1 protein-coding gene is annotated in these 13,912 nt (G+C 71.5%); it reads left to right on the top strand.

Annotated elements, in window-relative coordinates:
* Nucleotides 1–20: 20 nt before the first annotated feature.
* The coding region (locus ACF073_RS28775) for an SDR family NAD(P)-dependent oxidoreductase (RefSeq protein ID WP_392074311.1) at nucleotides 21–13,912 on the top strand (13,892 nt) is incomplete at its 3' end.

Raw genomic sequence — 13,912 nt, 5'->3', positions numbered from 1 at the left:
ACTGCGAGGTTTTCCCACCCATGGCACCCACGGCACCCAAGGCCGCAGGCTCCGGCTCCGGTTCCTCCGAGGACAAGCTCCGCGACTACCTCAAGAAGGTCACGGCGGACCTGCGGCGCACCAAGCAGCGGCTGGAGTCCGTCGAGGCACGGGACGGCGAACCGATCGCCATCGTGGGCATGGCCTGCCGCTACCCCGGCGGCGTGCACTCGCCGGAAGACCTGTGGCGGCTGGTCGCCGACGGCACCGACGCCATCGGTGAACTCCCGCAGGACCGCGGCTGGGACACCGACTCCCTCTACGATCCCACCCCGGGCACCCCCGGCAAGAGCTACGTCCGCCACGGCGGCTTCCTTGACGCCGCCGCCGACTTCGACGCCGGCCTGTTCGGCATCGCACCCCGCGAGGCCCTCGCCATGGACCCCCAGCAGCGACTCCTGCTGGAGACCGCCTGGGAGGCCGTCGAGCACGCCCGGATCGACCCGGCCGCCCTGCGCGGCAGCCAGACCGGCGTCTTCATCGGCGGCGCCGACACCGACTACGGCTCGCTCGCCAGGCAGTCCGACGAGACCGAGGGACACCTGCTGACCGGCGGCGCCGTCAGCGTCCTGTCCGGCCGCATCTCCTACACCCTCGGCCTCGAAGGCCCGGCCGTCACCGTCGACACCGCCTGCTCCTCCGCCCTGGTCGCCCTCCACCTCGCCGTCCGCGCGCTGCGCGCCGGCGAATGCGGCATGGCCCTCGCCGGCGGCGTCGCCCTCATGCCGACGCCCCGGCTGTTCACCGAGTTCTCCCGCCAGCGCGGCCTCGCCCCGGACGGCCGCTGCAAGCCCTTCGCCGAGAGCGCCGACGGCACGTCTTGGGCCGAAGGCGTCGGCGTCCTGCTCGTGGAGCGGCTCTCCGACGCCCGCCGCAACGGCCACGAGGTCCTGGCCGTCATCCGCGGCACCGCGGTCAACCAGGACGGCGCGAGCAGCCGCCTCACCGCCCCCAACGGCCCCTCCCAGCAGCGCGTCATCAGCGCCGCCCTCGCCGACGCCCGGCTGACCGCCGACCAGATCGACGCCGTCGAGGCACACGGCACCGGCACGACCCTCGGCGACCCCATCGAGGCCCAGGCCCTGCTGGCCACCTACGGCCAGGGCCGCCCGGCGGACCGGCCGCTGCTGCTCGGCGGCATCAAGTCGAACATCGGCCACGCGCAGGCCGCCGCGGGTGTCGCGGGCGTCATCAAGATGGTCATGGCGCTCCGCAACGGCGTGCTGCCCAAGACCCTGCACGTGGACGAGCCCTCCTCGCACGTCGACTGGACGACGGGCGCGGTACGGCTGCTCACCGAGCCCACCGACTGGCCCGCCACCGGCCGCCCGCGCCGCGCCGGTGTCTCCGCCTTCGGCATCAGCGGCACCAACGCCCACGTCCTCGTGGAACAGGCGGAGGACCAGCCCGCCGCCGACGAGCCCGATGCGGCACCGGGCGTGGTGCCGTGGGTGCTGTCCGGCAGAACCGAGGATGCCCTCCGCGACCAGACGGCACGCCTGCTGGCCCACGTCTCCCAGCACCCCGGGGCACGCCCGGCGGACATCGGCCTGACCCTCGCAGCGGGCCGCGCCGCCCTCGACCACCGGGCCGTACTCCTAGACGGACACCCGACCGCCCAGGGCACGGCCAGGCCCGGAAAGTCGGCGTTCCTGTTCTCGGGGCAAGGATCGCAACGGCTTGGTATGGGACGGGAGTTGCATGTCCGGTTCCCGGTGTTCGCGGAGGCGTTCGACGCGGTGTGCGCCGGTCTGGACGAGCACTTGGATGGGTCGGTGCGGGAGGTGGTCTGGGGTGAGGACGCCGAGCTGCTGAACCGGACCGTGCATGCGCAGTCCGCGCTGTTCGCGGTGGAGGTGGCGCTGTTCCGTCTGGTCGAATCCCTCGGCGTCCGGCCGGACTTCGTCGCCGGCCATTCGATCGGTGAGGTGACGGCGGCGCATGTGGCCGGGGTGTTCTCCCTCTCCGACGCGTGCGCGCTGGTGGCGGCGCGTGGTCGGTTGATGCAGGCGCTGCCCGAGGGCGGTGCGATGCTGGCCGTCCAGGCGACGGAGGAGGAAGTACGCCCGCTGATGTGCGAGTTGGTGTCCATCGCGGCGGTCAATGGCCCTCGGGCCGTGGTCGTCTCCGGTGATGCGGAGGCGGTGGAGGGGATCCGGGCGCACTTCGAGGGCCGTAAGACGACCCTGCTGCGTGTCTCGCACGCGTTCCACTCGCCGCTGATGGAACCGATGCTCGAAGACTTCCGCGCGGCGATCGAAGGACTGTCCTTCGGCACGCCGTCCGTCCCGGTCGTGTCGAACCTGACCGGCCGTATCGCGACGGCCGAGGAGCTGGGCTCCGCCGACTACTGGGTGCGGCACGTCCGTGAGGCGGTCCGTTTCGCCGACGGCATCCGCACGCTCGCCGAGGCGGGCGTGACCCGTTTCCTCGAACTCGGTCCCGACGGCACCCTGACCGCCATGGCGGCGGCATCCGCAGCCGAAGAGGCAGTCCTCGTCCCCGTACTCCGCAAGGACCGCGAGGAGGAGACCACCGCCCTCACCGCCCTGGCCGAACTGTACGTCTGCGGCACGGCCGTCGACTGGACCGCCCTGTTCGCGGGCAGCGGCGCCCGCCGCGTCGACCTGCCCACCTACGCCTTCCAGCGCGAGCGGTACTGGCCGAACGTCTCGGGTGCCCAGGACGGAGACGTACGCTCCGCCGGCCTCGAAGTGGCGGACCACCCCCTGCTCAGCGCCTCGGTCGAGCTGTCCGACGGCGACGCCCTCCTGTTCACCAGCCGGCTGTCGGTCCAGACCCACCCGTGGCTCGCGGACCACGTGGTGCTGGGACAGACGCTGCTGCCCGGCACGGCCTTCCTGGAACTGGCCGTACGTGCCGCGGACGAGGCCGGCTGCGACCTGGTGGAGGAGTTGACGCTCGCCGCGCCGCTCGTTCTGCCCGAGCACGGCGGCGTACAGCTTCAGCTGCACGTGGGTCCGTCCGACGAGACCGGCCGCCGCGGAATCACCGTCCGCTCCCGGCCCGAAGGAGCCGCCGATCAGCCCTGGGCCCGGCACGCGACCGGCGTGCTGGCCCCGACCTCCGCCGGGGCGAGCGCGACGGCGGAGGCAGGCCTCGACTCCTCGGTGTGGCCCCCCGCCGGTGCGGAACCGGTGGACCTCACCGACCTCTACGTGCGTATGGCGGAGGGCGGCTTCGGCTACGGGCCCGTGTTCCAGGGCCTGCGCTCGGCCTGGCGGCTGGGTGACGACGTGTTCGCCGAGGTCGCGCTTCCCGAGGGGACCGACGGCGGCCCCTTCGGCCTGCACCCGGCCCTGCTCGACGCCGCCCTGCACGTCACCGCGTTCAACGGGATGCCCCGCGGCGTGGTGCCCTTCTCGTGGGAGCGCGTGGCACTGCACGCCTCGGGAGCGTCCTCGATACGGGTACGGGTCACGCGTACCGACGACGACACCGTGTCCGTCGCGGTCGCCGACCCGGCCGGCGGGGCGGTGGCCGCCATCGGCTCCCTCGTCCTGCGAGCGACGTCCGCCGCCGCGGCGGCCACGCCGGTCCGCGACGACCTGTTCACCCTCGACTGGGCCCCGGTGGCGGACTCTGGTACGGCCGTGGCGTACGTGGAGTGCGGTCTTGATGCTCTGCCGGCTGGGTCGGCGGAGGTGGTCGTCGTGCGGGTGGGTGCGGCGGGTGCCGGTGGTGTGGTGGCGTCGGTGCATGCGGTGACGGCACGGGTGCTGGGGCTGGTCCGGACGTGGTTGGGTGAGGAGCGGTTCGCTGGTTCTCGTCTGGTGTTCGTGACGTGTGGTGCGACGGCTGGTGTGGATCTGGCCGGGGCAGCGGTGTGGGGTCTGGTGCGGTCGGCGCAGTCGGAGAACCCGGGCCGCTTCGGCCTGGTGGACGTCGACGGCGACGAGGCGTACGGCCTGCTGGGTTCCGCGCTGGCGTCCGACGAGCCGCAACTGGCCGTGCGCGAGGGCCGGGTACTGGCCCCGCGCCTGGCACGGGCGGCGACCGAGCCGGTCGCGGCGGACGCCGAGGTCTGGGACGGCACGGTTCTGGTCACCGGCGGTACGGGCGGACTGGGCCGGGTGATCGCCCGGCACCTGGCGGCCGAGCACGGCGTACGGGAGCTGCTGCTGGTCAGCCGGAGCGGCATGGCCGCCGAGGGTGCGGCGGAACTGGTCGCCGAACTCGCCGGCCTGGGCGCCGAAGCCGAGATCGTGGCCTGCGATGTGACCGACCCCGGTGCCGTGGACGAACTGATCGCGCGGCACCCGGTACGGGCCGTGGTCCACACGGCTGGTGTCCTGGACGACGGTGTCGTCGCCTCCCTCACCCCCGAGCGGCTGGCCGCCGTACTGCGGCCCAAGGTCGACGCCGCCTGGTACCTCCACGAGGCGACGCGACACCTCGACCTCACCGCCTTCGTGCTCTTCTCGTCCGTCTCCGGCATCTTCGGCGGCCCCGGACAGGCCAACTACGCGGCCGGCAACACCTTCCTCGACGCCCTGGCGCAGCACCGGCGGGCCTCCGGGCTTCCCGGCACGTCGCTGGCCTGGGGCCCCTGGACCCGCGACGGCGGCATGATCGGGACACTCGCCGAGACCGACGTCCGGCGCATCGCCCGTACCGGCATGCCCGAGCTGACGAACGCGGAAGGCGCGGAACTCTTCGACGCCGCCCTGCGCGTCCCCGAGGCCGTGGTCCTCCCCGTACGGTTCGACCTAGCGTCCCTGCGGGCGCGGGACGAGATCCCGGGCGTGCTCCGCGGACTCGTACGGACCGGCAGGCGGATCCGGCGCTCGGCCGCCGCGGACTCTCCCGCGACGGCGGGTCTCACCCAGACCCTGGCCGCCCTCTCGGCCGCCGACCGACGCGAAGTCCTCGTCGACCTCGTGCGCGGCCAGGCCGCCACGGTCCTCGGCCACACGGATCCGTCCCATGTGGACCCGACGCGTGCGTTCCAGGATCTCGGGTTCGACTCGCTGACGGCGGTGGAGTTGCGCAACCGCCTGGGCAAGGCGACCGGTCTGCGCCTGCCGGCCACCGTCGTCTTCGACTACCCCTCCGTGGAAGCCATGGTGGGCCTGGTCCTCGACGAGCTGTTCGGGGCGGATGCGGCGACCGCGGACCCTGTGCCGGTGCGTGCGGGGGTTGCCGACGATCCGGTGGTGATCGTGGGTATGGCGTGTCGGTATCCGGGTGGGGTGGAGTCGCCGGAGGATCTGTGGCGGCTGGTGTCGAGCGGCGGGGACGCGGTGGGTGCGTTTCCTTCGGATCGTGGGTGGAGTGTGGAGGGGGATTCGTTCGCGCGGGCGGGTGGGTTCCTGTACGGCGCGGGTGATTTCGATCCGGACTTCTTCGGGATGAGTCCGCGTGAGGCGTTGGCGACGGATGCTCAGCAGCGCCTGCTGTTGGAGACGACGTGGGAGGCGGTCGAGCGGGCCGGGATCGATCCGGTGTCGCTGCGCGGTTCGCAGACCGGTGTCTTCGCCGGCGTCATGTACACCGACTATCGAGACCTGTTGGCAGACGACCAGTTCGATGGCTTCAGGGCCAACGGCAGCGCGCCCAGCGTCGCTTCGGGCCGGGTGTCGTACACGCTGGGCCTTGAGGGGCCTGCGGTCACGGTGGACACGGCGTGCTCGTCGTCGTTGGTGGCGATGCACTGGGCTGCGCAGTCGTTGCGGTCGGGTGAGTGTGCGTTGGCGGTGGCCGGTGGTGTGACGGTGATGTCGACGCCGACGACGTTCGTGGAGTTCGCCAAGCAGGGCGGGTTGTCCAGTGACGGTCGGTGTCGTTCGTTCTCGGACGCGGCTGACGGGGTGGGCTGGTCCGAGGGTGTCGGCGTGGTGGTGCTGGAGCGGCTGTCGGACGCGCGCCGCAACGGGCACCGTGTGTTGGCGGTGGTGCGGGGTTCGGCGGTCAATCAGGACGGTGCGAGCAATGGTCTGACGGCTCCGAATGGTCCTTCGCAGCAGCGGGTGATCCGGCAGGCGTTGGCCAGTGGCGGGTTGAGTGTCGCTGATGTGGATGTGGTGGAGGCGCACGGTACGGGTACGACGCTGGGCGACCCGATCGAGGCGCAGGCGCTGATCGCGACCTATGGTCAGGGTCGTGAGGTGCCGTTGTTGCTGGGTTCGCTGAAGTCGAACATCGGGCATGCACAGGCGGCTGCGGGTGTCGCGGGCGTCATCAAGATGGTCATGGCGATGCGGCATGGAACGGCTCCGAGGACGCTGCATGTGGATGTGCCGTCCTCGCACGTGGACTGGTCCGCGGGGGATGTGGAGCTGCTGACGGAGGAGCGGGCGTGGCCGCAGACGGGTCGTGCCCGTCGTGCGGGTGTGTCGTCGTTCGGGATCAGCGGCACCAACGCCCACGTCGTACTCGAACTGCCGGAACACGCCGGGACAGCGGAAGAACCCGAGGTCACTCCCGGCGTGGTGCCGTGGGTGGTGTCCGGCAGGACGGAACAGGCCCTGCGGGCCCAGGTCGCGCGACTGCTCGCCTACGCCGATGAGCGTCCCGACCTGCGGCCCGCCGACATCGGCTGGACGTCGGTGACGTCCCGTTCGGAGTTCGGTCACAGGGCCGTGCTCCTGAACGGCACCGAGACTGTCGAGGGCACCGCCCGAGCCGGGCTGACGGCGTTCTTGTTCTCGGGCCAGGGCTCGCAACGGCTCGGTATGGGACGGGAGTTGTATGCCCGGTTCCCGGTGTTCGCGGAGGCGTTCGACGCGGTGTGCGCCGGTCTGGACGAGCACTTGGATGGGTCGGTGCGGGAGGTGGTCTGGGGTGAGGACGCCGACCTGCTGAACCGGACCGTGCATGCGCAGGCGGCACTGTTCGCGGTGGAGGTGGCGCTGTTCCGCCTGGTCGAATCGCTGGGCTTGCGGCCGGACTTCGTCGCCGGTCACTCGATCGGTGAGGTGGCGGCAGCGCATGTGGCCGGGCTGTTCTCCCTCGCGGACGCCTGCCGGCTGGTGGCGGCGCGTGGTCGGTTGATGCAGGCGCTGCCTGAGGGTGGTGCGATGCTGGCTGTCCAGGCGACGGAGGAGGAAGTACGCCCGCTGCTGGGCGAGTCGGTGTCGATCGCGGCGGTCAATGGCCCCCGGGCTGTGGTCGTTTCGGGCACCGTCGAAGCGGTGGAGGGGATCCGGGCGCACTTCGAGGGCCGTAAGTCGACCCTGCTGCGTGTCTCGCACGCGTTCCACTCGCCTCTGATGGATCCGATGTTGGACGACTTCCGCGGGGTGGTCGGAGGCTTGTCCTTCGGTACGCCGTCCGTTCCGGTCGTGTCGAACCTGACCGGTCGCATCGCGACGCCCGAGCAGCTGGGCTCCGCCGATTACTGGGTGCGGCACGTCCGTGAGGCGGTCCGTTTCGCCGACGGCATCCGCACGCTCTCGGAGGCGGGTGTGACCCGTTTCCTCGAACTGGGCCCCGACGGCACCCTGTCCGCCATGGCGGCGGCATCCGCAGCCGAAGAGGCAGTCCTCGTCCCCGTACTCCGCAAGGACCGTGACGAGGAGAGCACCGCCCTCACCGCTCTGGCCCGCCTCTACGTCGACGGCGCCAAGACCGACTGGAAGGCACTCTTCGCAGGCACCGACGCCCGCCGCGTCGACCTGCCCACCTACGCCTTCCAGCATCAGCGCTACTGGCCCGCCGCTCCGCTCGCCCGAAGTGGTGATGTCAGCTCCGTCGGCCTCGAATCGGCGGGGCACCCACTGCTGGGCGCGGCTGTGGAACTGGTCGACATGGGCGGGTTCCTGTTCACCGGCCGGCTGTCGGTGCAGTCGCACCCGTGGCTCGCCGATCACGAGGTGATGGGCTCGGTGCTCGTGCCGGGCGCGGCGCTGGTCGAGCTTGCCCTGCGGGCGGGCGACGAGGTCGGCTGTCCCGAGGTGGAGGAGCTGACGCTCGCCGCCCCGCTGATCCTGCCCGAGACGGGTGGCGTTCGGGTCCAGGTGTGGGTCGGCGGACTCGACGAGTCCGGCCGTCGTGCCGTGAGTGTGCACTCCCGTACCGACAAGGCGGGTGAGGGCGACGGCGCGTGGACGCAGCACGCCAGTGGTCTGATCGCCCCCGCGACCGCCGCACCCGCACCCCTCGACGCCGCCGTGTGGCCTCCGGCCGGTGCCGAGCGGCTGGACGTGACCGGCATGTACGAGACTCTTCTCGACACCGGGTTCGCGTACGGCCCGGTGTTCCGGGGACTGGTCGCGGCCTGGCGGGTCGGGGACGAGGTGTTCGCGGACGTATCCCTGCCCGACAACGTGGACGAGGATGCCTTCGGCGTGCACCCGGCGCTGCTCGACGCCGCCCTCCACGCGTCGGTCTTCCTCGGCGCCGACGAGGAGGCGGGCCAGGGCCGGGTGCCCTTCTCCTGGTCGGGGGTGGCGCTGCACGCCGTGGGGGCCTCGTCCGCCCGGGTCCGCCTGTCCCGAAGCGCCGACGGTGGGGTCTCCGTGGCCATCGCGGACGCCACGGGGGCGCCCGTCGCGACGGTACGGTCGCTGGTGACGCGCCCCGTCTCGGCCGAGCAGCTGAACTCCGCCGACTCCCTGACCAGGGAGGCTCTCTTCGCACTGGAGTGGTCCCCGGTGCGAGTGCCGGACTCTGGTACGGCCGTGGCGTACGTGGAGTGCGGTCTTGATGCTCTGCCGGCTGGGTCGGCGGAGGTGGTCGTCGTGCGGGTGGGTGCGGCGGGTGCCGGTGGTGTGGTGGCGTCGGTGCATGCGGTGACGGCACGGGTGCTGGGGCTGGTCCGGACGTGGTTGGGTGAGGAGCGGTTCGCTGGTTCTCGTCTGGTGTTTGTGACGTGTGGTGCGACGGCTGGTGTGGATCTGGCCGGGGCAGCGGTGTGGGGTCTGGTGCGGTCGGCGCAGTCGGAGAACCCGGGCCGCTTCGGCCTGGTGGATCTCGATGACGAGGATGCCGCCCGGCTGCTGCCGTCACTCCTCGCCTCCGACGAGCCGCAGTTGGCCGTGCGGGACGGCGCAGTGCTGGCCGGCCGACTGGCCCGTACGTCAGCCCCCGCCACCCCCGAGCCGAAGCCGCTCTGGGACGGTGAGGGGACCGTCCTGCTCACTGGCGGCACGGGTGGGCTGGGCCGGGTCATCGCCCGGCACCTCGTCGCCGAGCACGGCGTACGGGAGCTGCTGTTGGTCAGCCGCAGCGGCATGGCCGCCGAGGGCGCGGCGGAACTGGTCGCCGAACTCGCCGGCCAGGGCGCGCGAGTCGTGGTCGAGCCGTGCGACGTGACCGATCGAAGCGCCCTCGCCGAACTGGTCGCCCGCCATCCGGTCCGAGCCGTCGTACACACGGCGGGTGTCCTGGACGACGGCGTGATCACCTCGCTCACCCCCGAGCGGCTGGCCGCCGTACTGCGGCCCAAGGTCGACGCGGCCTGGAACCTCCACGAGGTCACCAAGGATCTCGACCTCTCCGCCTTCGTCGTCTTCTCGTCCGTGGCCGCGAGCTTCGGCAGCGCGGGCCAGGCCAACTACGCGGCCGGCAACGCCTTCCTCGACGGGCTCGCCCAGTACCGGCGCGCGCAGGGACTGCCCGCCGTGTCGCTGGCCTGGGGACCCTGGGCCAGGACCGAGGGCATGACGGGCACGCTGAGTGACACGGACGTGGAACGCATCGCCCGCCTCGGCATGCCCGTCATCACGCCCGAACAAGGACCGGCGCTCTTCGACGCGGCGCTGACCACCGGCCGGCCCGTGGTACTGCCGGTACGTCTGGACTTCGCCGCGATCCGGACCCAGGGCGAGATCCCCGCGCTGCTGCGCGGCCTGGTGCGCACGCGCGCCGCACGGGGCACGGCTGTCACGCCGACCGCCACGGCGGGCCTCGTGCAGCGGCTGTCCGGGCTCGACGAGGCCGAACGGCGTGCGACCGTACTCGCCCTCGTCCGCGAACAGATCGCTCTCGTCCTCGGCCACACGGATCCGTCCCATGTGGACCCGACGCGTGCGTTCCAGGATCTCGGGTTCGACTCGCTGACGGCGGTGGAGTTGCGCAACCGCCTGGGCAAGGCGACCGGTCTGCGCCTTCCGGCCACCGTCGTCTTCGACCGTCCGACAGCCGACGCGCTGACCGGATTCGTCCTCGACGAGCTGTTCGGGGTGCGGACAGTCGCTGGTGAGCTGGTGCCGGTGCGTGCGGTGGCTGCCGATGATCCGGTGGTGATCGTGGGTATGGCGTGTCGGTATCCGGGTGGGGTGGAGTCGCCGGAGGACCTGTGGCGGCTGGTGTCGGGCGGTGGGGACGCGGTGGGTGCGTTTCCGTCGGATCGTGGGTGGAGTGTGGAGGGGGATTCGTTCGCGCGGGCGGGTGGGTTCCTGTATGACGCGGGTGATTTCGATCCGGACTTCTTCGGGATGAGTCCGCGTGAGGCGTTGGCGACGGATGCTCAGCAGCGGTTGCTGTTGGAGACGACGTGGGAGGCGGTCGAGCGGGCCGGGATCGATCCGGTGTCGCTGCGCGGTTCGCAGACCGGTGTCTTCGCCGGCGTGATGTACAACGACTACGCCCACCTCCTGGGCGGCCGTGAGTTCGAGGGCTACCAGGGCAGCGGCAGCGCGGGCAGCGTCGCCTCGGGCCGGGTGTCGTACACCTTCGGCTTCGAAGGCCCCGCGGTGACCGTGGACACCGCATGCTCGTCCTCCCTCGTCGCCATGCACTGGGCTGCGCAGTCGTTGCGGTCGGGTGAGTGTGCGTTGGCGGTGGCCGGTGGTGTGACGGTGATGTCGACGCCGACGACGTTCGTGGAGTTCGCCAAGCAGGGCGGGTTGTCCAGTGACGGTCGGTGTCGTTCGTTCTCGGACGCGGCTGACGGGGTGGGCTGGTCCGAGGGTGTCGGCATGGTGGTGCTGGAGCGGCTGTCGGACGCGCGCCGTAACGGTCACGCGGTGTTGGCGGTGGTGCGGGGTTCGGCGGTCAATCAGGACGGTGCGAGCAATGGTCTGACGGCTCCGAATGGTCCTTCGCAGCAGCGGGTGATCCGGCAGGCGTTGGCCAGTGGCGGTTTGAGTGCCGCTGATGTGGATGTGGTGGAGGCGCACGGTACGGGTACGACGCTGGGCGACCCGATCGAGGCGCAGGCGCTGATCGCGACCTATGGTCAGGGTCGTGAGGTGCCGTTGTTGCTGGGTTCGCTGAAGTCGAACATCGGGCATGCACAGGCGGCTGCGGGTGTCGCGGGCGTCATCAAGATGGTCATGGCGATGCGGCACGGAACGGCTCCGAGGACCCTGCATGTGGATGTGCCGTCCTCGCACGTGGACTGGTCCGCCGGGGACGTGGAGCTGCTGACGGAGGAGCGGGCGTGGCCGCAGAGGGGTCATGCTCGTCGTGCGGGTGTGTCGTCGTTCGGGATCAGCGGCACCAACGCCCACGTCGTACTCGAACTGCCCGAGGACGTGACCGTGGCCGACGAGGCCGCGGTGGTCCCGGGTGTGGTCCCGTGGGTGGTCTCCGCCAAGACGGAGGACGCACTGCACGGCCAGATTGCCCGGCTCCTGGCCCACGCCGAGGAGCACCCTGAAGTACGGCCGGTCGACCTGGGCCTGTCCCTGGCCGCCGGCCGTGCGGAGTTCGCCCACCGTGCGGTGGTCCTGAAAGGCACGGAGGTCGTCGAAGGTCTGACGCGGCCCGGAAGGTCGGCGTTCCTGTTCTCGGGTCAGGGGTCGCAACGGCTTGGTATGGGACGGGAGTTGTATGCCCGGTTCCCGGTGTTCGCGGAGGCGTTCGACGCGGTGTGTGCCGGTTTGGACGAGCACTTGGATGGGTCGGTGCGGGAGGTGGTCTGGGGTGAGGACGCCGACCTGCTGAACCGGACCGTGCATGCGCAGGCGGCGCTGTTCGCGGTGGAGGTGGCGCTGTTCCGTCTGGTCGGATCTCTCGGTGTGCAGCCGGACTTCGTCGCCGGTCACTCGATCGGTGAGGTGACGGCAGCGCACGTGGCTGGGGTGTTCTCGCTTGCGGACGCCTGTCGGCTGGTGGCGGCGCGTGGTCGGTTGATGCAGGCGCTGCCCGAGGGCGGTGCGATGCTGGCCGTCCAGGCGACGGAGGAGGAAGTACGCCCGCTGCTTAGCGAGTCGGTGTCGATCGCGGCGGTCAATGGCCCCCGGGCCCTGGTCGTCTCCGGTGACGCGGAGGCGGTGGCGGAGATCGGGGCGCACTTCGAGGGCCGCAAGTCGACCCTGCTGCGTGTCTCGCACGCGTTCCACTCGCCGTTGATGGATCCGATGTTGGACGACTTCCGCGCGGTGGTCGAAGGCTTGTCGTTCGGTACGCCGTCCGTTCCGGTCGTGTCGAACCTGACCGGTCGCATCGCGACGCCCGAGGAACTCGGCTCCGCCGACTACTGGGTGCGGCACATCCGTGAGGCGGTCCGTTTCGCCGACGGCATCCGCACGCTCGCCGACGCAGGCGTGACCCGTTTCCTCGAACTCGGCCCCGACGGCACCCTGACCGCCATGGCGGCCGAGTCGGTGGACGGTGAAGCCGTTCTCGTCCCCGTACTCCGCAAGGACCGCGACGAGGAGAGCACCGCCCTCACCGCCCTGGCCCGCCTCTACGTCGACGGCGCCAAGGCCGACTGGGAAGCAGTCTTCGCAGGCACCGGCGCCCGCCGCGTCGACCTGCCCACCTACGCCTTCCAGCGCGAGCGGTACTGGCCCGCCGGCCCCGTCGTCCGGGCCGGTGACGTCAAGTTCGCCGGTCTGAGCAGCGCGGGGCACCCGCTGTTGAGCGCTGCCGTGACGCTCGCCGATGACGACGGGGTCCTTCTCACCGGACGCCTGTCCGTGCAGTCGCACCCCTGGCTCGCGGACCACAGGGTCAAGGAGACCGTGCTGCTGCCGGGAACGGGCCTGCTGGAGCTGGCCCTTCGGGCGGGCGACGAGGTCGGTTGTGACGTGGTGGATGAGCTGACGCTCGCCGCCCCGCTGGTCCTGCCCGAGCAGGGCGGGATCCAGGTCCAGGTGAAGGTCGGCGCCGCCGATGACACGGGGCGCCGCACCCTGGGCGTGTTCGGGCGGCCGGACGACGCCGGCGACGTGGAGTGGCTGCGGCATGCCGGCGGTGTGCTGACTCCCCGTGCCGACGGCGCTGCCCGTGCCGTCGCGGAGTCGTACGACTGGTCGGTCTGGCCCCCCGAGGGCGTGGAGCCCGTGTCCGTCGAGGACGCCTATGACACCTTCGCGGCGGCCGGCTTCGGCTATGGGCCGGTGTTCCAGGGGCTGCGTGCCATGTGGCGGCGCGGTGCGGGTGAGGAACTGTTCGCCGAGGTCGTGCTTCCGGAGCGGGCGCACGATGACGCCGGCCGGTTCGGTCTGCACCCGGCGCTCCTGGACGCCTCGCTGCACCCCGGGCTGGTGGAAGGTGACGGCGACGACACGGTCGTCCCGTTCGTCTGGAACCAGGTGACCCTGCACGCCACGGGTGCGACGGCGGTACGGGTGCGGCTGACCCGTGTCGGTGCCGAGGGGCTGTCACTGGCCATGGCCGACATGACCGGTCGGCCGGTGCTGTCGGTCGGCTCGATGCTCAGCCGTCTGGTCTCCGCCGAACAGCTGGACTCGGGCAGGAGCGCCGCGGAGCGCCCGTTCACCGTCGAGTGGTCACGCGTGGCGACTCCGATGGGATCGGATGTGTCGTGGGCGCGTTGGGAGGATGTGTCCGGGGGCGGGCAGGACTACCCGGTTCCGGATGTGGTGGTGTGGGACTGCGGTGCCGTGGATGCCGTGGGTGCGGTGGGTGCGGTGGATGTGCTGTCGGGTGTGCGTGCGGTGTCGTGTCGGGTGCTTGATGTGGTGCAGGCGTGGCTGGGTGGTGAGCGGTTCGCTGG

The sequence above is a fragment of the Streptomyces sp. NPDC015171 genome, assembly GCF_043079545.1.
Lineage (GTDB): Bacteria > Actinomycetota > Actinomycetes > Streptomycetales > Streptomycetaceae > Streptomyces.
The sequence above is the reverse complement of the archived record's forward strand: the minus strand, read 5'-3'. Positions and strand labels throughout refer to the sequence as shown.